General features: G+C 61.8%; 23 protein-coding genes. 17 read left to right on the top strand and 6 right to left on the bottom strand.

The window, feature by feature from the left end; translation table 11 throughout:
* Nucleotides 1-198 precede the first annotated feature (198 nt).
* The gene (locus WIF35_RS01200) at nt 199-873 is read right to left on the bottom strand and encodes an SIMPL domain-containing protein (protein WP_412479742.1); all 675 of its coding nucleotides are present in this window, start codon (nt 871-873) and stop codon (nt 199-201) included.
* Between the two features lie 31 nt (nt 874-904).
* The gene (locus WIF35_RS01195) at nt 905-1,786 is read right to left on the bottom strand and encodes a LysR family transcriptional regulator (protein WP_412479741.1); all 882 of its coding nucleotides are present in this window, start codon (nt 1,784-1,786) and stop codon (nt 905-907) included.
* A gap of 94 nt (nt 1,787-1,880) precedes the next feature.
* Between WIF35_RS01195 and WIF35_RS01190 the strand changes: the two genes are divergently transcribed.
* The 6 genes from WIF35_RS01190 to WIF35_RS01165 all read left to right on the top strand — a co-directional run bounded on the left by WIF35_RS01190 (nt 1,881) and on the right by WIF35_RS01165 (nt 7,947).
* Nucleotides 1,881-2,678, top strand: a complete 798-nt coding sequence (locus WIF35_RS01190) for a DODA-type extradiol aromatic ring-opening family dioxygenase (RefSeq protein WP_412479740.1) — start codon at nt 1,881-1,883, stop codon at nt 2,676-2,678.
* Nucleotides 2,679-2,734: 56 nt separating this feature from the next.
* Nucleotides 2,735-3,220 (top strand): cytochrome b, encoded by a 486-nt coding sequence (locus WIF35_RS01185; RefSeq protein WP_412481205.1) that lies wholly within the window; start codon nt 2,735-2,737, stop codon nt 3,218-3,220.
* A gap of 22 nt (nt 3,221-3,242) precedes the next feature.
* Entirely contained in the window at nt 3,243-3,794 is a 552-nt protein-coding gene (locus WIF35_RS01180) for a YceI family protein (RefSeq protein ID WP_412479739.1), read from the top strand.
* Between the two features lie 24 nt (nt 3,795-3,818).
* Complete coding sequence (locus WIF35_RS01175) at nt 3,819-4,388, top strand: YceI family protein (RefSeq protein ID WP_412479738.1); 570 nt, start codon at nt 3,819-3,821, stop codon at nt 4,386-4,388.
* 255 nt (nt 4,389-4,643) lie between these two features.
* Nucleotides 4,644-6,695 carry a TonB-dependent receptor gene (locus tag WIF35_RS01170; protein WP_412479737.1) on the top strand — a complete coding sequence of 684 codons (2,052 nt, stop codon included), beginning with the start codon at nt 4,644-4,646 and terminating at the stop codon, nt 6,693-6,695.
* 88 nt (nt 6,696-6,783) lie between these two features.
* Entirely contained in the window at nt 6,784-7,947 is a 1,164-nt protein-coding gene (locus tag WIF35_RS01165; RefSeq protein WP_412479736.1) for a PepSY-associated TM helix domain-containing protein, read from the top strand.
* 5 nt (nt 7,948-7,952) lie between these two features.
* Here WIF35_RS01165 and WIF35_RS01160 read toward each other — a convergent pair whose 3' ends face one another.
* The 4 genes from WIF35_RS01160 to WIF35_RS01145 form a co-directional block, all read right to left on the bottom strand.
* Nucleotides 7,953-8,105: a hypothetical protein gene (locus tag WIF35_RS01160; protein ID WP_412479735.1), complete on the bottom strand. Its 153-nt coding sequence runs from the start codon at nt 8,103-8,105 to the stop codon at nt 7,953-7,955.
* Nucleotides 8,106-8,118: 13 nt separating this feature from the next.
* Nucleotides 8,119-8,790, bottom strand: coding sequence for a thiopurine S-methyltransferase (locus WIF35_RS01155; protein WP_412479734.1), 672 nt, complete (start codon nt 8,788-8,790; stop codon nt 8,119-8,121).
* Nucleotides 8,791-8,902: 112 nt separating this feature from the next.
* Nucleotides 8,903-9,100, bottom strand: coding sequence for a hypothetical protein (locus WIF35_RS01150; protein WP_412479733.1), 198 nt, complete (start codon nt 9,098-9,100; stop codon nt 8,903-8,905).
* Between the two features lie 332 nt (nt 9,101-9,432).
* Nucleotides 9,433-9,672 (bottom strand): hypothetical protein, encoded by a 240-nt coding sequence (locus WIF35_RS01145; RefSeq protein WP_412479732.1) that lies wholly within the window; start codon nt 9,670-9,672, stop codon nt 9,433-9,435.
* 174 nt (nt 9,673-9,846) lie between these two features.
* Here WIF35_RS01145 and WIF35_RS01140 point away from each other — a divergent pair, with 174 nt between their 5' ends.
* The 11 genes from WIF35_RS01140 to WIF35_RS01090 all read left to right on the top strand — a co-directional run bounded on the left by WIF35_RS01140 (nt 9,847) and on the right by WIF35_RS01090 (nt 23,859).
* Nucleotides 9,847-10,974: an efflux RND transporter periplasmic adaptor subunit gene (locus WIF35_RS01140; protein WP_412479731.1), complete on the top strand. Its 1,128-nt coding sequence runs from the start codon at nt 9,847-9,849 to the stop codon at nt 10,972-10,974.
* Nucleotides 10,975-10,983: 9 nt separating this feature from the next.
* Nucleotides 10,984-14,121: an efflux RND transporter permease subunit gene (locus tag WIF35_RS01135; protein ID WP_412479730.1), complete on the top strand. Its 3,138-nt coding sequence runs from the start codon at nt 10,984-10,986 to the stop codon at nt 14,119-14,121.
* Nucleotides 14,118-15,494: an efflux transporter outer membrane subunit gene (locus WIF35_RS01130; RefSeq protein WP_412479729.1), complete on the top strand. Its 1,377-nt coding sequence runs from the start codon at nt 14,118-14,120 to the stop codon at nt 15,492-15,494. Before WIF35_RS01135 ends, WIF35_RS01130 begins: the two co-directional genes overlap by 4 nt.
* Before the next feature lie 135 nt (nt 15,495-15,629).
* A complete protein-coding gene (locus WIF35_RS01125) occupies nt 15,630-16,532 on the top strand; it encodes a TRAP transporter TatT component family protein (protein ID WP_412479728.1) in 903 nt (300 codons plus the stop codon).
* Between the two features lie 21 nt (nt 16,533-16,553).
* Nucleotides 16,554-17,561 (top strand): TRAP transporter substrate-binding protein DctP, encoded by a 1,008-nt coding sequence (gene dctP, locus WIF35_RS01120; protein WP_412479727.1) that lies wholly within the window; start codon nt 16,554-16,556, stop codon nt 17,559-17,561.
* The gene (locus WIF35_RS01115; RefSeq protein ID WP_412479726.1) at nt 17,561-19,393 is read left to right on the top strand and encodes a TRAP transporter large permease; all 1,833 of its coding nucleotides are present in this window, start codon (nt 17,561-17,563) and stop codon (nt 19,391-19,393) included. Before dctP ends, WIF35_RS01115 begins: the two co-directional genes overlap by 1 nt.
* A 93-nt stretch (nt 19,394-19,486) precedes the next feature.
* On the top strand, nt 19,487-20,851 hold the full coding sequence (locus tag WIF35_RS01110; RefSeq protein ID WP_412479725.1) for an esterase-like activity of phytase family protein: 1,365 nt from the start codon (nt 19,487-19,489) through the stop codon (nt 20,849-20,851).
* On the top strand, nt 20,852-21,541 hold the full coding sequence (locus tag WIF35_RS01105; RefSeq protein ID WP_412479724.1) for a histidine phosphatase family protein: 690 nt from the start codon (nt 20,852-20,854) through the stop codon (nt 21,539-21,541).
* Between the two features lie 164 nt (nt 21,542-21,705).
* On the top strand, nt 21,706-21,900 hold the full coding sequence (locus WIF35_RS01100; RefSeq protein ID WP_412479723.1) for a hypothetical protein: 195 nt from the start codon (nt 21,706-21,708) through the stop codon (nt 21,898-21,900).
* A gap of 285 nt (nt 21,901-22,185) precedes the next feature.
* Nucleotides 22,186-23,337 carry a GGDEF domain-containing protein gene (locus WIF35_RS01095; protein WP_412479722.1) on the top strand — a complete coding sequence of 384 codons (1,152 nt, stop codon included), beginning with the start codon at nt 22,186-22,188 and terminating at the stop codon, nt 23,335-23,337.
* A gap of 75 nt (nt 23,338-23,412) precedes the next feature.
* Nucleotides 23,413-23,859, top strand: a complete 447-nt coding sequence (locus WIF35_RS01090) for a hypothetical protein (protein WP_412479721.1) — start codon at nt 23,413-23,415, stop codon at nt 23,857-23,859.
* The last annotated feature ends 13 nt before the right edge of the window (nt 23,860-23,872 follow it).

Here is a 23,872-nt window from a genome sequence, read left to right as displayed (position 1 = left end):
ATTGAAAGTACCCGCAGTCTAAGGCAAAGCAATTGCAAAATCGATGCAACAATTGTCACATCGAGCAACTTGACCGAAGACGTTGTATTCATGCCGCATAACCCGCGGCAAACGTTCTCGGAAGAACACTCGACACCCACCCGAGGGAACACCTGGAAATCATTGCTTTGAAGTGGTGCACCGCAGGAGGCGGGAAACCTAGTCTGCCAGTTCGATCTGGCCACTGACATTGACCGAGATCCGCGTCTCGCCACCTTCAAGAGGCATCGCCGCAGCACCGGCTTTCATCGCCTCCATGGTCCCGCGCATCATCGGCATGGGCATGCCGCCGCCCTGGCTGATGGAAAGCTGTTTCAGGCGCCACGGTTTACCCAACTGGCTGGCGACGACATCGGCACGGGTCTGGAAGGCCTTGATCGCTTCACGCGTCGCCGCTTCCTCTACCTGACGGCGCGTCTCCGGACGGGGTTGCAAGGCCACCTCACCGATCGCCAGGCGCATCTGCTGCAAGCGCCCCAACAAGACCGACATGCTCGCCAGTTCGCGACTTTCAAGCAGCACTTCGCTGCGCATGCGCCACCCTTCGAGCTTCTGCGTTGCGCCGTAGACAGGCCAACTGTGTTGATTGCCGCTCCTCGCCGAAACGTCGTCTTGGCCACGAGCCAGGCGCAGCGCCTCGGCGATGTCCCGGTTGACCTTTTGCGCCGCCTCGCCGGCATTGCTGCCGCTGGCCTCGGCATAGGCCACCGCCCGCACCATATCGTTGTTTGCCGGCAATGAGGCTTCTGCGGCGAGATCGATCAGCGTGCCAGCCTCGACAGGCGCACTGAAAACCAGAGCTGCAGAAATGACAGAGGGCAACAGGATCTTCATGACATTCTCCAAACGGGCGGAAAGCGGGATATTACGCCGCCAGACGCTCGGCAAGAAAATCCATCAGAACCCGCACCCGGTGGGGCACATGGCGGTTGCCCGGCAACATCGCATAGATACCGAGTTCCGGCATTTCATAGTCGGTCAGAATATGGACCAGTCGACCGTCGGCAATATAGTCCTCGGCGATGAAGTCCGGGTGGCAGGTGATCCCCATGCCACGCGCCGCCGCTTCGACCAGCACATTGCCGTTACTGGCCGTCAGGCGGCTGCGTACCGGCACATCCTTCGGCTGACCATCGACCAGAAAATGCACGCTACCCGTGTTGGCCAGCGTATAGCCGAGGTATTCGTGGTGTGTCAGGTCATCCGGCTGCCGAGGCGTGCCATGGCGCGCCAGATAGTCGGGCGAGGCCACGACATACATGTGCGCGGTGCCCAGTTTGCGTGCCACGTCGGCCGGGGCGAGCCGGCTGGTGATGCGTATGGAAAGGTCGATACCTTCCTCGATCAGGTTCATGCGGCGGTCGCTGTAGTCCATATCCAGCGACACCTCGGGATATTGCGCGGCGAAATCGAGTAATAGCGGCGCGACGCGCTTCAGGCCGAAGCTGAGCGGGAGCGCGATGCGGATGTGGCCGCGCGGTGTCAGGCGCTCAGCAGCGATATCGGTTTCCGCTGCCTCGACCAGATTGAGGATGACCCGGCATTTTTCCAGATAAGCCGAGCCGGCCGAAGTCAGCGTCAGCCGCCGCGTGCTGCGCGCCATCAGCTTGATGCCGAGATGGCTCTCCAGCGCCGCCACCTGGCGCGTCACAACGGAGCGTGCAACGCCCAATTGCTGCGCTACCGCAGAAAAACTGCCCAGTTCCGCCACGCGGACAAAGAGGCGCATTGCATCGAGTCGGTCCATTGTTGCAATTCAGGCAATAAACATTTGCAAATTGTCCCCTATTTCGCACGAATGGCAAGGACTACATTACGTCCAACGACAACGGAGCAAGACCATGAACGCCAATCGACAACCCGCCCTCTTCGTCCCGCACGGCGCGCCGACCTTTGCGCTGCGCCCGGGTGCGGCCGGCGCAGCGCTGCGCCAGATGGCCGATCGACTGGAACGTCCGCGCGCCATCGTCATCGTCAGCCCGCACTGGGAAACTACCGTGCCGACCGTTGGGCTGGCCGAACGGCTGGAAACGATTCACGACTTCTGGGGTTTTCCGGAAGAGCTGTATGCCCTGCGCTACCCGGCCACCGGTTGCCGCGAAGCCGCCGCTGAAGTGGTTGCCGCTTTACACGTTGCGAAGCTCCCCGTCGCCACCGACAAGGAGCGCGGCCTGGACCATGGCGCCTGGGTGCCGCTGCGCCTGATGTTCCCGGATGCCGACATTCCGGTCGTGCCGCTGTCGGTGCAGGCGCAGCTTGGCCCGGAGCATCACTACACGGTCGGCCGCGCCCTCGCCCCGCTGGCCGACAAAGGCTTTCTGATCATCGGTTCGGGCAGCATCACACACAACCTGCGCGACTACCAGATGGCCTATCAGATGGGCGGCCAGACGCCGGCTTATGTGCGCGAATTCGCCGACTGGCTGGCCGGCAAGCTGGCCACCGACGACACCGCCGCCCTGCTCGATTACCGCAGCCAGGCGCCGCAGGCCAGCCGCGCCCACCCACGCGACGAGCACTTGCTGCCGCTCTACGTCGCTTATGGCGCGGCCGGCGAACAACCGAAAACCGAACGCTTTCACGCGGGCATCGACGATTATGTGATCGCGATGGACGCTTACCGATTTTTGCCCCAATAAGGAGGTGCACCGTGGCACACCAATACACCCAAACCGCCAAGAGCCTGCACTGGCTGATGGCCATCCTGCTCTTCGGCCTGCTCGCCCTGGGCTTCTACATGCACGATCTGCCGCTGTCGCCAGAAAAGCTGCAGCTCTACTCCTGGCACAAATGGGCCGGCGTCACCGCCTTCCTGCTCGTGCTGGTGCGCCTGGCCTGGCGCGTTACCCATCGTCCGCCGGCCCTGCCCGACAGCATGCCAAAGACGATGCAACTCGCCGCCCATGCCGGCCATCTCGGACTCTATCTGCTGATGCTGGCGATCCCGCTCAGCGGCTGGCTGATGAGTTCGGCCAAGGGTTTCCAGACCGTGTGGTTCGGCGTGCTGCCCATCCCTGACCTGCTCGACAAGAACAAGGAGCTGGGCGACCTGCTGCAACAGCTGCACATGCTCCTCAACCTGGCTTTCATCGCCATCCTCGCCGGCCACATCGGTGCGGCACTGAAGCATCACTTCATCGACAAGGACGACATCCTGACCCGGATGCTGCCCAAGCACTGAACCCCGCCCCAAGGAGAAACCCATGAAAAAGATCATCCTCGCCGCCGCCCTGGCCACTGCCTTCTCTGCCCAGGCCATCGAATACAGCAACGTCCAGCCGGACAAGAGCAGCATCGCCTTCACCTACAAGCAGATGGGTGTGGCGGTGGACGGCAAGTTCAAGAAGTTTTCCAGCCAGCTCAATTTCGACCCGGCCAAACCGACCGCTGCCAAGGCGACCATCGATGTCGAACTGGGCAGCGTCGATACCGGCGCCCCGGAAGGCGATCAGGAAGTCGCCGGCAAGCCCTGGTTCAACACCAAGGCCTTCCCGACCGCCCGTTTCGTTTCCGGCACGGTCAAGCCGCTCGGCAACAACCGCTACGAAATCGCCGGCCAGCTGAGCATCAAGGGCAAGACGCAGGATGTCGTCGTCCCCGCCAGCTTCACCGCCCAAGGCAACACCGGCGTGTTCGACGGCAGCTTCACCATCCGCCGCGCTGATTTCGCCATTGGCGAAGGCAGCTGGGCCAAGTTCGACATCGTCGCCAACGACGTGGTCGTCAAGTTCCGCATCACCGCAGCAAGCAAGTAACCCAACCCACACAGGAGAATCACCATGCAAAAGCAAATCGCCTTCATCGCTCTCACCGCCGCCCTCGCCGCCCCGGCCTTCGCCGCTCCGGAAACCTTCGTCGCCGACAGCAGCCACACGTTCTCGCGCTTCTCGTACAGCCACTTCGGCTACTCGACCCAGCTCTCCCGCTTCAACAAGAACACCGGCACCGTCGTCCTCGACAAGGCCGCCAAGACCGGCAAGGTCGACATCGTGATCGACACCAAGTCGGTCGATACCGGTAACGACACCTTCAACGAGCACATCCAGGGCGAAGATTTCCTCGACACCGCCAAGTACCCGACCGCCACCTTCAAGTCGACCAAGGTCGTCTTCGAAGGCGACAAGCCGGTGGCCGTCGAAGGCAACCTGACCCTGAAGGGCGTCACCAAGCCGGTCACCCTGACCGTCACCTCCTTCCAGGCCATGCCGCACCCGATGCTGAAGAAGGACGCAATCGGTGCCAACGCCTACACCGTGGTCAAGCGCTCCGAGTTCAATGCCGGCAAATACGCCCCGTACGTTGGCGACGAAGTGCGCATCGACGTGGCCATCGAAGCGATCAAGCAGTAAGCCCCCTTACTCCGCATCGCCAAAGCCAGCCTGCGGGCTGGCTTTTTTGTCTCTATCACCTCATGACCAACTTGTTTTTTTCCGCGTGTAAATTGATTCCCGTCAAGCCATTCATGCCCATCGGTGCGACATGGTGTCGCGCGACAATTTGTCGCAGATAAGCCCCACTTCCTTTCGGTAGCATTCGCTCCCTCTCGATCACAACTGCGGGGATTCGGGACAGGCAGTTCACCGAACAAAATGGGGAAGCAAGCAATGCAACAAAAACTCAAACCGAGCCGGCTCGCCTGGCTGATCGCCTTGGCGCTGTCCGGTGTTCAGGCACAGGAATCGACGGTCGTACTGGGCGAGGTGACGGTCAATTCCGGCAACGCCGGCTCCTTGCCGACACGCAGCATCCTGACCTCGGTCGACGTCATGGGCGCCGAGCGTGTGCAGGACAAGAACGTGATGAACAGTTGGGAATTGATCGGCCAGATGCCTGGCGTCCAACTGACCGAATTCCGCCTCGGCGCCGAATCCGGCAAGCCCTCCTTCCGCGCCTTCAACGGCGAGGGGTACATCAACGGCATCAAGCTGCTGATCGACGGCGTACCGAGCAACATCAATAGCGGCAACATGCGCTATCTCGACATGATATTCCCGCTCGACATCGACTATGTCGAAGTCGTCCGTGGCACCAACGATCCACGTTATGGCTTGCACAACATCGGCGGCAACATCAACGTCGCCACCCGGCAGGGCGGCAATTACACTGATGCCCGCGTGACCGTCGGCAGCTTCAATACGCAGGAAGTGCAAGCTGCGCTGGGCCGGGAATCGGGTGGCTTCGCGCAGAACTATTTCGTGGCCAAGCAGGATTCCGACGGCTATCGCGACCACTCCCGCTCCGAGAAATACAGCATCGGCGGCAAGTGGTTCTACACCTCGGATGCCGGTGATCTGAAGGCTGGCCTGATCGCCCGCACCTACAACCACGAGGCGAAATCTCCGGGCTACATGACCGCCAGCGAGCTGGCCGCCGATCGCTGGCAGTCTGCCACCCGCAATGCCAACGACCACGACAGCCGCGACATGCAGCAGCTCAGTGGCCATCTCGATTTTCAAATCAGCCAGAACCTCGCATACAGCAGCAAGCTCTACTACAACGGCATCGAAGACGACCGCTACGTCACCTACAGCAACTGGTCGGGCAGTACGCTGCCTCGCCAGCGCCGGCTATGGAACGAGGAGCACATGGGCTGGATCAACACGCTGACCTGGCAGGCCAGCAAGATGATCGCCATCGAGGGCGGCTTCAATTACGAGCATCAGAACAACCGCTACCGTCGCTATCGCTACGCCTACTCCGAACCGACGAATTTCTCCACGCCGGCGGCAACCGCCAACGATGAAAGCTACACCCTCGACAACTTCGGCGCCTACGTTCAGGCGGTCATCAAGCCGAGCGAGTCGTGGAAGATCGTGCCGGCCATCCGCATCGATACCTTCAAGGGGCATACGACCTATAACGCCACCGGGCAAACCTATCCGTTGCAGGACTACGACTGGATCAACCAGCCCAAGCTCAGCATCGTCTATAGCCCGTCGCCCGCTTTCAGCGTCTATGGCAACTGGGGGCGCACCTTCCAGATCGTCACCGGTTCCAAGTCGCCTACCTACGTCGCGACCGGCACCGCCGAGATCAAGCCGTCGATCAACACCGGCATCGAACTCGGCACAAAGTTCCGTCTGACGGAACGGACGGAAACCCGCATCGCGCTCTGGCAACAGGATGCCACGGCCGAGGTCGCCAACCTCCCAAGCGCCAACGCCACCCAGAATCTGGGCGAAACGCGCCGCAAGGGGATCGACTTCCAGATCACCACCCATCTCACCGACAAGTTCAAGATGTGGTTCTCACACGCCTACCAGGAGGCCAAGATCGTCGGCGGCTATGCCTCGGGTAGCACCTCGCTGGTCGGCAAGGAGGTCTTTGCCACCCCGCGCCACATCACCAACATCGGCATGGACTACCAGGCCACCGAAAGCCTGCGTTTCGACCTGCAAGGGCGCGCCCAGGGCAGTTATTACATCGACGATCAAAACGCCCAAGGCAAATATGGCGGCTACGTTTTGTTCGATGGTGGCGTGCACTACGCCCTGACCAAGAATTTCGGGATCGACCTGCAGGTCAAGAACATGTTCGACCGCAAGTACGAGTACGTCTGGTACGACAATTTCTTCTATCCGGCGTCGTCCTACCAACCCATGTTCTCACCCGGCGCCGGCCGTTCCTTCTACGCGTCGCTTAACTTAAAGATGTAAGCTCTCAAATATGGGGGGTAGATGGGCTTGGCCTATCTGTCCCCTATATTTATCACGCAAACACAACATCTCCCCCATCTGCTGATCAATGCGCATTAACCTGGGTTTCAACAAGCGAAAGCTCCGCGCATGGACGCACACCACGCATTTATGGCTTGGCCTCACCCTCGGCCTGCTCTTCACGCTGCTCGGACTGACCGGCAGCCTGCTGGTCTTCTATCCCGAACTCGATCGACTGCTCTACCCGCAACGCGCCGTCAGCGCACCAGCGGCAATCGCCTCGTTCGATGAAATTGTCGATACGCTGCACCGCGCGGAGCCCACGCGCCCCGACACCTGGCGCATCGAACTCCCGCGCAGCCCAGAAGCGCCGATCATCGCCCGCTACTACAAACCCGTGGAGACGCAACAGCGCAGATTTGCACCCTTGATCGTGACGCTCGATCCGGCCACCCTCAAGGTCACCAGCCGACGTTTCTGGGGCGACGACTTCTTCACCTGGATCTACGATTTGCACTACAGACTGCTGCTCGAAACGGGCGGCAATACCGTGCTCGGCATCGCCTCGCTGTTCACTTTGGTCTTGTTGTTCAGCGGCCTCTATCTCTGGTGGCCCAGCCCGGGAAGCTGGAAAGGCGCCCTCAGCTTCAAGGCCAAGGCCGTGTGGAAGCGGCGGGTTTACGACCTGCACGCCAAACCCGGCGCTTATGGACTGCTACTGGTCGGCACACTCACCGTGACCGGCCTGCTGCTCGTCGTACCCGGATGGTTCACGCCGGCCATCGGACACCTGTCCCCCCTGACCCCGTGGTACCAGGCAGAACATTCAGCGGTTCGGCAAAGTGCGCAAATCAGTGCCGATCAGGCCATGCACATTGCGCTGGCCCGCTTCCCCGGTGCAGAGGTCCGCTGGATCCACACGCCATCGCCCGAACATGGCGTCTGGCGCATTCAGATGCGGCAAGCCGGCGAACCGAACCGGCGCTTTCCCAGGACCAATGTCTGGATTGACGGGGCCAACGGCGACATCGTCGCCATCCGCGATCCCAAGCAGAACGGTGCCGGCGACACCCTGCTCGACTGGCTGCATCCGCTGCATAACGGCGAAGCCTTCGGGCTGGCCGGCCGGATCGTCGCTTTCGCCTGCGGCCTGCTTCCCCTGCTCGCACTCGTCACCGGCTTCATTCGCTGGCGCCATAAAAAACGACCGGTCGCCAGCCGAGGCCCAGCCAAACCCTCAATGCAAACGTGACGAAGCTAGTGGCTCCATAACTCCAGCGGAAGCACACCGAAGGTTTTTCGCAGGAACTCCTTCGCTTGGGCTGCGGTAACCGGCAATTCGAAGGAAATTTCCTTGGCGAATTCCTGGCCGGGCAAACGGTAAAACCAGGTACGACGATGGACAATCATGGCTCAGTTGCTTTTAAGGCTGCCCGCGTCGAATCAGATAGACCTTATGTACGCTGCGCGGCTCGGCGACAATATCTCCGGTTGGGATGACGGCGGGAAAACATTCCGCGTACCGGAGCTCGATCTGGAAACCGTCAGCATACAACAGCTGGATTTCTTCTGACGGCTCAAGTGCCGCTGATTCCGATTCTTCGTCGTCGAGGTCTTCCACCGTCAGCAGCAGAATCACGCAGTCAGCCGGCAGGATGGCGCTCAAATGCGCCACATAGCTCGCCCGCAGCTCTTCTGGCAGCGCGGTCAACGAGGCCCGGTCATAAACCGCCTTGACGCCGACCAGATCGCTCGCGCCGAGCTGAAAGAAGTCGCCGCAAAAAACCTCCATGCGCTCGTGCGCCCAATGCACCAGCGCTCCCCGCGATGCTCGCTTCGGCGGCAAGCGACTCTCCCGGAAAAAAGCCCGCACCGCCACTGGACTGAGCTCGACGCCGGTCACCGGATGTCCTTGGCGATAAAGCCAAAGCAGATCGAGGCTCTTGCCGCACAAGGGCACGAAGACGCGGTCGTTCGCGGCCAGCGCGAGTTCCGGCCAGAATCTGAGTAGAGAAGGATTGACTTCGTGCTGATGAAAATCGATCCGGTTGGCACGCCAACCGGCCTGCCAAAGGGCGTGATCGGGGTGGGACATATCCAGCAACCTTGAAAAGCGTTTGAAAGCGGCAGCGATGCCGCGCGGAGCTTTTCTAGGTGACCGAAGCTGGGCACGAATCAAGCGCACCCACTATGCGCCGAAAGCAGCGCTACCGCAACGCGGAATTTTCCTCGCCGGCCGTTTCCCGCACCTGCGGGTTGTCCTGCGCCGCCACCTCGCCGCGCTCCGCCGCCAGCCGGGCCTGCCATTGCGCCTCGCTCAGCCCATGACTGCCGTCGCAGTACTGCCGACGGCCACAACCGCAGCGGCCAAAGTCTTCTGAATTTTGTTGAACCCGAATCGCCATCGCTCTCTCCGTTATTGTTCCGCCGCCAACGGCGGGCACGGCGCATTGACCGGCCGTCGAGCGGAACGTTCCCGTCCAAGCAACATTTCGTTTTTTGCCCGTTTTGGCCGGTGCACCGCAGCAGTGATCGACAGATAAACAGGTACGGGCAGTATGACGGTTACTAGCGCGATTCCTGCTACCGGGACTGGAGCGCTCTTAGATCAAACGAGCCGAACATTTCTCCGGGTGCCCCTCGCCTTCGTCACACGACTGCAGAAAAGCCTGGCAACCCAGCGATCACGCCAGCCGAATCCCTCGCCTGAACATTGTTCAAAACAGCCTTCCAGCGATCAATGTAACAACAAGCGTGCATTGATCATGTGACCGTTGTGCCAATAATCCGTGACACGCGAAGTCAATTTGAAAGCCAGGGCATCACTGATATCCATCTGCACGATAACGACTGGAGCCGCTGCATCGCCATCCCGAATAATCGAAACAGAATGAACGGGCCCCACCTTCTCCAGCGACTCCCGGACAGCCTCTTCGGTCACATCCGGAAGCAAACCGGTAAACATGATTTTCTTCATCGTCAAATCCATTCAGAATATTGCACGAAAACACATCTTACCGAAGCGTCGACCACTTGCGCACGCTCGTTGTGCAAAAACAGCGGGCGCTAAAAAGCTGCTGACATTTATGGTGATTATGTTGTAGGGTTTTATCGAATGCCCATCGCAAGTCCAGCGCAAGGAGCTCTACCGATGTCCGGCCAAATTCAGATCCTGTTTCGAACGCTGCCTCTCATTGCTTCCTTGTGCCTGGGGGTGAGCGGTTGCCGGGAAGAAACCAAGGCGGTTTCCGCAATTCCTCCCGAAGTCGTCGTGCAAACGATCGCAGCCCAGACAACCCCGCTGACGGTCGATCTGGTCGCAGAAATCAAGGCGTACCGAGAGGTTGATCTCTACCCCCGGGTTTCCGGCCAGCTCATCAAGCAGCACTTCAAGCCGGGGCAAAAGGTCAAGGAAGGCGATTTGTTGTTCAGCATCGATCCACGCGCCTACGACGAAGCAATCATCGATGCCCAGGCAAAGCTCGCCGAGGCGGAGGCGGTCCTCGCCCGCACCCGCCAAGATGTCGAACGCTACAAGCCGCTGCTACCAGACAACGCCATCCCGCGCCAAACCTACGATCAAGCTGTCGCATCCGAGCGTCAGAATGCAGCCGTCGTCCAGGCGCGACGTGCAGGGCTGGAAAAAGCCCGGCTTGACCGCTCCTATGCCGATATTCGTTCCCCGATCGCCGGACAAATCGGTTTGCAGAAGATTGAAGTTGGCTCACTGGCAACAACTGGCCAGACGGTGCTGGCTACGGTGTCAACGCTGGAGCCCGTGGTTGCCTATTTCAACATCCCGGAAATCGACTACATCAATTTCGCAAAACGCTTCCAAGCATCGAAACGCGAGGACAAGGCACCGATTGAACTGATTCTCGCCGATGGCAGCACCTACGAACAAAGCGGCCAGTTGGACTTTGCCGACCGGGCGCTGAATCCCGCAACGGGAACCCTGACGTTGCGTGCAGTTTTTCCAAACCCTCATGGCCTGCTGCGTCCCGGGATGAATAGCCGCGTCCGCATCGTGCATGAAGTCGCGCAGAATGCCTTGCTCATTCCCCAAAAGGCGGTCACCGAATTGTTGGGCCGGCAATTCGCCAGCGTCGTGGTCGCAGGCAACAAGGTCGAGCAACGCCCAATCAAGACCGGTGCGCGCATCGGCGAACTATGGCTGATCGAAGATGGGCTAAAAGCGGGCGAAAGCATCGTCGTCGACGGCCTGCAAAAAGCTCGTCCGGGTACGGTGGTCACACCGGTCGCAGCGACCAAGCCTTAAGGGGGCAGCATGGCCAGGTTCTTCATCTTCCGGCCGGTATTCGCCATCGTCACCGCCATCGTCCTTACGCTGGCTGGCATCATCGCCGGCATTAACCTTCCCATCGCTCAGTACCCGCAAATCACGCTCCCGACTATCCGAGTGAGTGCCATATATCCGGGTGCCAGCGCCGAGGTAGTCGAGCAGGCCATTGCCCAGCCGCTGGAAGAGCAAGTCAATGGCGTTGAAGGGATGCTCTACATGAGTTCGAGTTCAGCCGGTAACGGCGGCTACAACCTCGACATCACCTTCGGCCTCGACAACAATGCCGACATCGCCGCCGTACAGGTCCAGAACCGCGCCTCGCAGGCAAACGCCCGTCTGCCGTCGGAGGCGATCAGCGCCGGCATTACCACCAAGAAACAGACGCCCGATGTGCTGATGTACCTTGCATTGGTATCGCCACACGGAACCTACGACGAACTTTTCCTGGCCAACTACGCGACGATCAATGTCGTCGAGGCGATCAAGCGTATCAAAGGGGTTGGCAACGTCAGCCTGTTCGGGGCCGAATTCGGCATGCGCTTGTGGTTAAAGCCGGATCGCATGGCCAGTCTCGGAATTACCCCAACCGACATCTATCGGGCCATCCAGGAGCAGAATGCCCAAGCGCCGGCCGGTCAGGTTGGCCAAATGCCGGCACCCAAGACGCAGCAATTTCAGTACGGCGTCGAAGTGCGCGGCCGGCTGTCGGAAGTATCAGAATTCGAGGAAGTCATTATTCGCGCCAAGCCCGATGGTTCGTTCATCCGGGTACGCGACGTCGCACGTGTCGAACTCGGCGCCAAGGATTACGTATTTCAGTCACGGCTCAATGGCCAACCCGCCGCCGCCTTTTCGATCAACCTGACGCCCGATGCGAGCGCTCTGGAAACAGCCTCCCTGATCAGGGCCGAGCTGAAAACGCTGTCTGCCTCTTTCCCGGCCGACCTTGGCTACGACGTGGTCCTCGACAACACCGTCTTCGTTGAAGCCTCGCTGAACGAGGTGGTCCATACCTTTTTCGAAGCACTGCTACTGGTACTGGTTGTCGTCTTCCTCTTCCTGCAGAACTGGCGTGCCACGGTGATTCCCATGCTGGCGGTACCAGTGTCGCTGGTCGGAACTTTTGCCGCCTTCACCCTGCTCGGCTTCACGATCAACACCTTGACTCTCTTCGGCATGGTGCTGGCCATCGGCATCGTCGTCGATGACGCCATCGTCGTTGTCGAAGCGGTCGAGCACCACATGGAGCACAACGGTCTGAATGCCCGCGATGCCACTTTGCGGGCCATGGAAGAAGTCTCCGGCCCGGTGGTCGCTATTGCATTGATTCTGGCCGCGGTTTTCGTGCCGGTCGCTTTCCTCGGTGGCATTTCCGGCGTGATGTACAAGCAATTCGCCATCACCGTTGCAGTATCCACGGTGCTCTCCGCCTTCGTCGCGCTATCGCTGACCCCAGCCCTCTGCGCCCTGATGCTAAGACCCAAGGAAAAAGAGCAAAAACTGGGGTTGGCTGGCCGCTTCTTCGGCGGTTTCAATCGCATTTTCGAACGCCTCACTGACAGTTACGGCCGCAAGGTGCAGATGCTGATCCGCCGTAGTCTGCTATCGCTGCTGACCCTCTGCATCCTGATATTTGCGGCCTTCGGCCTGATGAACAAGGTGCCGGGCGGTTTCGTGCCATCCGAGGATCAAGGATATTTCCTCGGCAGCATCCAACTGCCGGCCGCCGCCTCCTTGAACCGGACAGAGGCAATCACCGCCAAGGTCGACAATATTTTGAAAAGCTACGACGCTGTCGACAAACGCCTGATCATCAATGGCTACAACATCCTGAACGGCGCCCCGCAGTCAGACAGCGCCCTGTTCGTCACCACATTAAAGCCCTGGTCCGAGCGCAGCACAGACTCTCTCAAGACGGTGATCATGGGCGTATACCAGCAGGCAGCCAAGGTTCCTGACGCCATCGTGCTGGCCTTCAACCCGCCCCCCATCCCTGGTCTTGGATCAACCGGCGGTTTCTCGTTCAAGCTGCAGGATCGCTCTGGTGGCACGCCGCAGGAACTGGCCAAGGTCGCCGACAATTTCATGGCTGCTGCCCGCCAGCGCCCGGAAATCGGCAGCATTTATTCCAAATTCGACCCACGCACTCCGGCTTTCCGCCTGGAGGTTGATCGTGAAAAGGCGAAAAAGCTAGGCGTGCCGATTTCCGATATTACCAATGCCCTGCAGACTTTCCTCGGTGGCCTCAACGTCAATGACTTCAGTCGTTTTGGTCGAACCTACAAGGTCACGATGCAGGCCGAACCCGAATACCGAAGCGACATTCAAGGTATCGGGCTGTTCCATGTACGCAATGGCGACAACCAGATGATCCCGCTCTCCACGCTGGTTACCCCTATGCCGATCAGCGCACCCAGTGTGATGGAACGCTACAACCTCTATCGAACCGCCGAACTCGGCGGCACGCCGGGCGCCGGCTACAGTTCCGGCGACACGATCGCCGCGATGGAGGCAGTGGCCGCGACCAGCCTGCCGCCCGGTTATGGCTTTGAATGGTCGGGTATCAGTCGGCAGGAAAAGGAATCCGCCGGCAAGGCGCCGGTCGTCTTCGCTCTGGCCATCGTCTTCGTCTTCCTGTTCCTCGCGGCGCTGTATGAAAGCTGGGCGGTGCCCTTCGCCGTGCTGTTTGCCGTGCCGCTTGGCATTTTCGGCGCCATGCTGGGTCTATGGCTGACCGGCCTGACAAACAACATTTACGCCCAAATCGGTCTGATCCTGCTCATCGGCCTGGCCGCCAAGAACGCCATCCTGATTGTCGAATTCGCCAAGATGAAACGCGAGGAAGGCGAAGATGCGGTGAGCGCCGCCATCAGCGCTGCCAAACTCCGCCTGCGGCCTATCATCATGACATCCTTCGCTTTTATCCTCGGCGTGGTCCCGTTGATCATTTCCGCCGGTGCAGGCGCAGCAGCTCGGGTGTCGATGGGTATCACCGTTTTTGCAGGCATGATCGCTGCAACGCTACTCGCCATCTTCATGGTGCCGGTGCTCTTCGTAGCCGTCGACCGTATCGTCGCTCGCTTCGCGAAAAAACCTGCTGGACAACAGGAGACACAGGCATGATCCGCCGCACGCCTATTGCCACCATGCTGGCCTGCCTGTTCTTGAGCGGCTGTGCCCTTGGACCGGACTATCAGCGCCCGAGCATCGACTTGCCGAATGCTTACCGTGGCAGTTCCGCCAAGGTCTCCGCCGAAACTTCCTCCCTGAGCCGACAGAACTGGCGCGAAGTCTTCACCGACCCGGCCCTCCAGGCCTTGATCGACGAAGCGCTCACCGCCGGACCTGACGCACTGCTCGCAACGGCCAAGCTACGCGAGGCGGAAGCCCTGGCCGGCGTCAGCCGGGCACCGCTACTGCCCCAAGCCTCGCTTTCGCTGAACACCTCGCCAACTGTCCGCCAATCAGGTGATCGCTTTACCTCCAGCTATCTCGGTGGCGCCGGTATTTCGTGGGAAATCGACTTATGGGGACGTTATCGCCGTGCGAGCGAAGCCGCCCAAGCTGAACTACTGGCCAGCGCTGAAGCTCGCCATGGAATGCAGGCATCGTTGATCGCCAGCGTGGCTCGGTATTACTTCCAACTCGCCACACTTCATGACACGCTAGCCGTTACCGAACGCAGCGCCAATAATCAGGCGGAAGTCCTGCGACTCATCAAGCGCCTATCTGCCGCCGGTATCTCATCCGCTGCCGAGGAACGACAACAGGAAAGCGCACTGGCGACGACGGAAGCCAGCATACCGCCCCTCCGTCGGCAGATTGCAGAAACGGAGAATGCGCTGGCCATTCTTCTCGGACGCCCGCCCGGCTCGCTACATTTCGTGTCGGCACCGCAATTGGCGCTACCGGGCTTTATCCCGCCGGGACTGCCGTCGTCACTTTTGGAACAGCGACCGGATATCCGCCAGGCCGAGCAACGGCTAATCGCCGCGAACGCACGTGTGGGCGAGGCAAAAGCCCTGTTTTTCCCCAGCCTGTCGCTGACCGCGATTTTTGGCGGGGTCAGTACCAGCCTGGCAGATGTCGTTCATGGCCGCGCCCCGTCAGTCGCTTCGATTGGTCCCAATCTACTCCAACCCCTGTTCGCCGGGGGGCAGATTTACTTCAACAAACAAGCTGCGGAAGCCAGGCTGGAACAGGCCTTGATCAACTATCGAAAAACGATCCTGAATGCCTTGGGGGAAGTTTCCAATGGCCTGGTGGCCTACGAAACCAGTAATGATCTATTGGATATCCAAGCACGCCGCGTAGCCGCTTCACGAGAGGCCATGCGCCTGGCTGACCTCCGTTTCCGGGCAGGCACGACGAACTTTCTGGAGGTTCTCGACGCGCAACGCCAACTCCTCGCCGCCGAGACCCAGGAAGCTCAAACCCTGCTAGAAAAGCGGCTGGCGCTAGTCAACATTTACCTGGCCTTGGGAGGGGGCTGGTAGCCCCCTCCTTACGAGACTGGTCGCCCATCCCACGGCAACAGAATCTCCCAACATAACTCCCCTCCCTGAACCGCTAGTCACGCTGCCGTAACATCCGCCCGCTACTGTCCCGGACTACCGATTTGTGACGGTTGGATGAACGTGCAATTACCGATGCGCAAGGCCGGCGTGTGGCTGGCGGCAATTTTCGTGGCACTGGCCTTGAGCGCCTGTTCGCCGCGTCAGATGATCGTTGGCGGCCTGGCCGACGAGCTTTCCAGCCAGGGCGAGGCGCCGGAGGGCGATCTTGAACTGGCGCGCGATGCGGCGCCTTTCTACCTCAAGCTTTCCGAATCCGTGCTACGCCAGAACCCCGGCCAGGCCAGGCTGGCCGAGTCGGTCGCCGCCGGTTTCACGCAATACGCCTATGCCTTCGTCGCTTTCGAAGCAGACAAGGTGGAAGGTAAGAATATGGCCGAAGCCGACCGCCTGCGCCGCCGCGCCGCCGGCCTCTACGAGCGCGCCTACCGGCACGCCATGGCGGCGCTGGAAGCGGGTACTCCTGGCTTTTCCGCTCGCCTGGCCAGCGCCAAACCGGCCGACTGGTTGGCGTTGCGCGCCGAGCAGGCCGGCCTCGCTTACTGGGCCGCTGCCGCTTGGGGCGGCTGGATTTCGCTGAGCAAGGATCACCCAGACATCGTGGCCGATCTGCCGCAAGCGGTGCGCCTGGCGCAATTGGCCTGGGCGGCCGATCCGGCCTGGGGCAAAGGCGCCTTGACCGGGCTGGTCGCCACCTTCGAGGCCGCTCGCCCCGGCGGCAGCCGCGCCAAGGCGGCCGAGTATTTCGACCAGAGCTTTGCACAATCCGGCCAGCAGTCTCCCGGTGCGCTGGTCGGCAAGGCCGAAAGCATCGCCCAGCCGGCTGGTGACCGCGCCGAGTTCGAACGTCTGCTGCGCCAGGCGTTAGCCCTGCCGACACCGGCCGCGCCCTCGCTGAACGACGCCGTGATGCGCCAGCGCGCGCAATGGCTGCTCGAGCAGGCGGATTCGCTGTTCTGAACACCCCCCCGGAGAGAAGAGATGAAACCCTGGAAAAAACTGGCCGGCCTGCTACTCGGCACCCTGCTCGCCTGCACGGCGCTGGCCGCCGACAAGCAACTGCGCATCGGCACGCTGGCGCCGAAGAATTCGCTTTACCACCGCCAGTTGATGGAAGTGGGCGAAGCCTGGCGCACGGCGCAGGGTGGCAGCGCCAAATACGTGGTTTATCCCGACGGTAGCCAGGGCGGCGAAACCGACATGGTGCGCCGGATGCGCATCGGGCAGTTGCAGGGCGGCCTGCTCTCGGTGGTCGGCCTGCGCGAAATCGAGCCGAGCATTTCAGCATTGCAGAACATGCCGCTACTCTTCCGCAACTGGGAAGAGGTCGATTACGTGCGCGAGAAGATGCGCCCGGCGATGGAAAAGAAATTCCTGGAAAAAGGCTTCGTCGTACTGGCCTGGGGCGACGCTGGCTGGGTGCGTTTCTTCTCGAAGGAGCCGGGTTTCGGCCCGAACGACTTCAAGAAGATGAAGTTCTTCGCCTGGGCGAGCGAAACCGAGCAGCAGGAAATCATGAAGAGCCTGGGCTATACGCCGGTGCCGCTGGAAACCGCCGACATCCTGCCGTCGATCCAGACCGGCATGATCAACGCGGTGCCGTCCACGCCCTACTTCGCGTTGGCGACGCAGGTCTACACCACCGCCAACAACATGCTCGACCTCAACTGGGCGCCCATCGTCGGCGCGCTGATCGTCACCAAGAAGGCCTGGGATGAACTGACGCCCGAAGGCCAGAACGCATTGCGCGAGGCCGGGGCCAAGGCCGGTGTGCAACTGCGCGCCAAGGCCCGGCAGGAGGTCGACGAGGCGGTCGACGCCATGAAGAAGCGCGGCCTCAACGTGAACAAGCCGAACGCCGAGCAGATGAAGGAATGGAACGCCCTGGCCGACGCCCTCTACCCGCGCATCCGCGGCAAGCTGGTGCCGGCCGAGACCTTCGACGAGGTGATGGGCCACCTGAAGGCCTTCCGCGCCGGCAAGAAGTAATGCTCGCCCCGCGCCACCCACCGCTCTGGCGGCAGTTCAACACGCTCGACGCACTGTTCGCCGGCGCGGCGCTCGCCCTGATGTTGTTCGTGCCGCTGGTCGAGATTGGCCTGCGGCCGCTGCTCGGCAAGGGCATCGACAACGCGCCGGTGCTCGTTCAGCACCTCGGGCTGATCCTGGCCATGGCCGGGGCGCTGGTGGCCGAGCGCACCGGGCACCTGAGTTCGCTCGGCGCCGGTTTGGCCGCCGCCCGCCAGCCGCTGCTGCGCGCGGGTGCTGCCATTTTTGCCGACGCCAGCGCGGCCCTGCTGTGCGGCGCGTTGGCGCAAGCCAGTTGGACTTTCGTCGCCAGCGAAATGGAGGCGCCGCGCGAGATCGCCTATGGCATCGCCGGCTGGATGATCGAAGCCGCCATGCCGCTCGGCTTTGCCCTGCTCGGCCTGCGCTTGGGCATGCGCCTGGGCGCGCAGGCGGCCACCCGCCTGAGCCTCGGCCTGCTGCTGCCGGCCGCCGGCTTTTTGTTCGCCGCCCATTTCGACGGCGCAACCTTGCCGCTGTGGCCCTTCGCCCTCTGGCTGATCGCCGTGCTGCTGTGCGGCGCGCCGATCTTCGCCGTGCTCGGCGGGCTGGCGCTGGCAATGTTCTGGAGCGAAGGCCAGCCGCTGGCCTCGGTGCCACTCAGCCATTACCAGATCACGGTCAATCCTTCGCTGCCCGCACTGCCACTGTTCACACTGGCTGGCCTGATCTTCGCCCGAACCGGCGCGGCGGCCCGGCTCGGCACGGTATTCACCGCAGCCTTCGGCGACGGCATCGCCGGCACGGCCATTGCCGCCGCCGTGCTCTGCTCCTGCTTCACCGCCTTTACCGGCGGCAGCGGCGTGACGATTCTGGCCCTCGGAGGCCTCTTGCTGCCGCTGCTCACCCGCGCCGGCTTCCCCGAGCAGCGCGGCATCGGCCTGGTCACCAGTGCCAGCGCGCTCGGCGTCCTGCTCGCGCCGTCGGTGCCGCTGATCATGGTCGCCATCATCGCCCGCGTGCCGATCAACACCATGTTCCTGGCTGGCGTGTTGCCGGCGCTGGTGATGGTCGTTTTCCTGCTGCTGGTCGGCGGTTTTCTGCGCCCCGGCTCCACTGCTGCGGTGCACAGCCCAAAAATGGCAAAAACCGAGCCGCTCGGCCAGGCATTGTGGGCGGCCAAATGGGAGCTGGCCGCGCCGCTGGTCGCCATCGGCTCGCTGGCCGGCGGCATCGCTACGCCGACCGAGAGCGCCGCACTGACCGCCGGCTACGCGCTGCTGACCCAAGCCTTCGCCCATCGCGAACTCGATTGGCTCGGCCTGCGCCGGGCGCTGGTCGATTGCGCCCAGGTGATCGGCGGCATCATGCTGATCCTCGGCATGGCGCTGGGCCTGACCAATTACCTGATCGATGCCGGCATTCCCGATGCCGCCATCGAGTGGGCGCAAGCGCTGCTACCCAACCGCTTCGCCTTCCTGGTCGCGCTCAATCTCTTCCTGCTGTTGGCCGGCGCATTGATGGAAATCTACGCCGCCATCATCGTCCTCGTGCCGCTGCTGCTGCCGGTGGCGCAGAGCTACGGTATCGAGCCGGTGCATTTCGCCATCATCTTCCTGGCCAACATGGAAATGGGCTTCCTGTGCCCGCCGGCCGGCATGAACCTCTACTTCGCCGCCGCCATGTTCGGCAAGCCGCTGCGCGATGTGGCCGTCTCGGTACTGCCGGCGGTGTTGGCCATTCTGCTCGGCTCGCTGTGCATTTCGGCGGTACCTTGGTTGGCGACGGGACTGCCACGCATGCTCGGTCACTGAGCAACAACCGAAACTTCATGCCGCTTTAATATCACTGCAATCAACGCTGCCTAGCCTGTCGGTCCGTTTCACTTAACCCCCAATGGACCCACAATGAAGAAGAAAACCCTTGCCATGGCCCTGCTGGCCACATTCGGCATCGGCCAGGCCATGGCTGATCAGGCTTTCCCTGCCACGCTGGTCGGCCATGCCGTGTTGCCGGCCAAGACTTTCCTGACTCCCCCGAAGGATGCACCGGACAGCCTGAAGGTTTCCGGCAAATACACCGGCCCGGAGAGCAAGCGGGTCGATGCCGTGGAAAGCCTGCCGGGCACCTCCTACCTCTCCGACAAGTCCGCGCCGCGCCCGACCAATGTTTCGCTGCCGTTCAAGGGCCAGCCGGTGCAAGGCTTCTCGGGTATCAAGAGCAATGGCGACGGCACCTTCTGGGTGCTGCAGGACAACGGCTATGGTGCCAAGAACAACAGCGCCGACGCCATGCTGATGTTCCACCGCGTGCAGCCGGATTGGCAGAAGGGCGGCGTCAAGCTGCAGAAGACCGCCTTCCTGCACGACCCGGAGCGCAAGGTGCCTTTCCTGATCGTCAATGAAGGCACCAAGCAGCGCTACCTGACCGGCGCCGATTTCGACATCGAGTCCATCCAGCCGATCGGCGATGCCGTATGGTTCGGCGACGAACTCGGCCCCTACCTGATCAAGACCGACCGCCAAGGCAAGGTGCTGGCCGTGTTCGAAACCAAGGTCGATGGCAAAACGCTGAAGTCGCCCGACCACTTTTCGGTAACCACCCCGGCCACCTCCGGCGCCTTCACCACGATCGCCCGCCGCTCGCGCGGCTACGAGGGCATGGCCGCGTCGAAGGACGGCCAGTTCCTCTACCCGCTACTCGAAGGCCCGCTGTGGAATGCCGACGACAAGAAGTGGGAGCAGAAGGACGGCCGCGAATACCTGCGCATCCTCGAGTTCAGCGTCGCCAAGGGCGAATGGACCGGCCGCTCGTGGAAATACCCGCTCGAGCAGAACGGCAACAACATCGGCGACTTCAACATGATCGACGCCGACACCGGCCTGGTCATCGAGCGCGACAACGGCGAAGGCCTGCCCGAGCATGCCTGCAATGGCCCGGCCCGCCCGGATTGCCAAAATGTGCCGGCCAAGTTCAAGCGCATCTACAAGATCAGCCTGAAGGAGGCCGACAGCGAAGGCTTCGTCAGGAAGATCGGCCATATCGACCTGCTCAACATCGACGATCCGAAGCAGGTCGCGCGCCGCGGCGGCAAGGACGGCAAATTCACCTTCCCCTTCGTCACCATCGAGGATGTGGATGTCGTCGATGCCGAGCACATCGTCGTCGCCAACGACAACAACCTGCCCTACTCGGCCGCTCGCCAGCCCAATCTGCAGGACGACAACGAATTCATCCTGCTGCACGTTCCCGAACTCCTGAAGGCCCGCTAAATGAAGATCATCAATCAAACCCTCAAACACCTCTGGCTGGTGCTGGCCATCGCGGCCGGCACCGCACTGGCCGACACGCCGGTGCTCGACATCTACCTCGCCCGCCACGGCCAGACCGACTGGAACCTGGAAAAACGCCTGCAAGGCGGTACCGACAACCCGCTTAACGACACGGGTCGCCAGCAGGCCAAGCAACTTGGCGACAAGCTGGCCGGCGTGCCGATCAAGGCCGTCTATAGCAGCGGCCTGGCCCGCGCCAAGGAAACCGCCGCGCTGGCCTTGCCGGCAGTAAAGGCGACGCCGCTGGCCGCGCTCTCCGAGCGCAGCTTCGGCAAGTTCGAAGGCGTGTACGAGGACGGTCGCGACGCGGCGATGAGCGCCGAGTTCAAGGCGCGTGGCAGCCAGCCGGACGACAACCTGGACGGCGGCGAATCGCTGAACAGCCAGGCCGAGCGCGTGGCCAAGGCCATCGACCAGATCCGCAAAGCCCACGCCAAGGGCAGCGTGCTGGTCGTCAGCCATGGCGGCGTCACCCCGCTGATCCTCGGCCACCTGCTGAAATTGCCGGTGCCGGAGGCGGTCGCCCGCATCAAGCAATCGAACGACGAGGTCTATCTGGTGCGCCTGATTGGCCAGCAGCCGCCACAAGTGTTCAAGCTGATCACTCGCGAGACGCTCGAACAGCTCTAAGTGCCTCCTCTGGCGTAGGTTCTCGGCCCTACGTGAGTTGAGTTCCGGCCCGCCGTTGATCGGCGGGCTTTTTTTGCCCTGCTTCTCTTACGACTCATCCCTGAATCTGGCCCCGCTCTTGCTTAGTAAAAAGGCGTGCATGTCTTACTTTCAAGGAGCCCGCCATGATCGTCCGTCGCCGCACCTGGTCGTATCGTCTGTCCGGAGATGAATTCGCCAAGAACATCTCCTTCAACATCCCGCTGACTGCGCAAAAGGCCCGCGAATCGCTGCACCGCCTGTTCGGCGCCTTCCCGGTCGAGTTGTGGGGCATCCAGAACACCAATGCACCGCTCTCGTCTCTGCGTTTTCGCCGCTGACAAAATTTGCCGGCCCGCGCCCCGGCGCCGGCAAAGCACTCGCCGCCTTCTGTCGGGTTTCTGACAAATCCCGACACTTCGCCGAGGCACAACCGTTTTTTGCCCATTTTGGGCAGTGCACCGCAGCAGTGCTCCCGATGCCCGCCCAGGCAAAATGCCGGCATCGGCCAGGTTTGAGCGCCCGGCCTTAACGGATATGCCATACAATTCGGGCACAATGTTGCGCCAATCTCCGCTCTGAATCTGCTTTCCGCCGCCATCTCCGGCGTCGGAACGCTCTGCCCAATGTCGCTTGACCCCGATACCCTGCTCGTCATTTGCGTGGCCAACCTGCTGGCCCTCGCTGTTCTGCTCCCCATCATCATGGGCCAGACGCTCAGCCCGGCGGCCCGCGCGGCCCGACTGTCGCTGATCGTCCATGCTGCCGCCTGGATCGCCGTCATCCTGTCGGAACACGCCCCCTTCCCCTGGCTCGACCGCATCCTTTCGGGCATCTCGATGGCCTGCTACAGCCTGAGCAACTGGCTGATCTTCCGCGCCCTCGGCGCCTGGCTCGGCCCGCGCCGGATGGCCAGAACGCTGGCCGTGGCCGCCATCGTCATGCCCATCGGCTACCTCGTCGGTTTCGACAACTATTCGTGGCGTGTGGGCTGGGCCAATTTCTGGCTGAGCGTTCAGCTGCTCATCCTGGCCAGTGCCACCCTCTTCCCCAAAACCTCGCTACGCGGACGCTGGCGCCATGCCCTACTTCTGTGCTTCGGCACCATGGCGGTGCTCACACTGGGCCGCGCTATCCTCGGCGCCTTCTTCCCTGAAGCCTACCCCCGCTTCGCCGCACCGCACCCGGTCAACCTGGCCGCCCTGCTCGTCGCCAATCTGACCATGGTACTGAGCAACGTTTCGCTGCTCGTCGCCTGGCGCGAGGAAGCCGAGCAGAAGCTGCGCGAGCTTGCCATCACCGATCCGCTGACCCAATTGCTCAACCGGCGCGGCTGGGAGGAAAAAGCCACGCCAGCCGTCGCCCTCGCCGCCCGCTATGGCCAGCCGCTGACGCTGCTCTCGCTCGACCTCGACCACTTCAAGCGCATCAACGACGAATACGGCCACGAAACCGGCGATGCCTGCCTGCGTCTGTTCAGCCACCTGCTCAGGGATGAAACCCGCGTCGGCGACATCGCCGCCCGCTTCGGCGGGGAGGAATTCAGCGTCCTGCTGCCGATGACCACACCGGTCGCCGCCGAACAATTCGACCGCCGCCTGCGCAGCCGGCTGCACACGCTATCGCAAGCGGAATTCGGCTTCAGCCTGAATTTCAGCACCGGCCTGGCCTGTATCGAAACCCCGAAGGACAAGCTGGACGAGCTGCTGCGTCGCGCCGACAACGCGCTCTATCAGGCCAAGAACAACGGGCGCGGGCAACTCGCCTTCGGCAGTTGAGCGACTGCAGCACATTGCCTGAGCGTAATCGCTGACAAAACGTATAATCGACGTAACATTGTTTCGCGATTATCCATGAGCAACGACATCCCGCTGAACCGCAAGAATTTTGGCCTGCTACTGATCTGGCGCAGCCTCATTACGCTGGCGGCCTTGTATTCGGTGCTGGAGAAGCCCATCGACCAGATCATCCTGGCGCTGGTCGGGCTCTGGCTGCTGCTCATGGTCGGCGAAGTGACCTACCGCTTCACCGTCCAGGGCGAGCGTCGGCGCGAGCAGCAACGCCGGGATAAGGAATGGCGCGAGCAACGCGCCGAAGAGGCCCGGCAACGCTTCCTGGCGGTGCAGGCGCAGGCGCAAGCCCAGGCCAACTCGACAAACAGCGTTCCCCGCATGATGAGCCTGGACTACGACGAAACGTCCGAGCAGCCGCTCAAACCGGCTCCCGCAGGCGTGCAGCGACTGTCGGCGGATGAATTCGAACTGGCGCTGCTGCAAGCCGACAAGCGCCCGCTGCGCTAACCGTTCAGTCCAG

The sequence above is a fragment of the Azonexus sp. IMCC34839 genome (genome assembly GCF_047047955.1).
Classification (GTDB): Bacteria; Pseudomonadota; Gammaproteobacteria; order Burkholderiales; family Rhodocyclaceae; genus Azonexus.
Note: the sequence above shows the minus strand (reverse complement) of the source record. Positions and strands in the feature narration are given on the sequence as shown.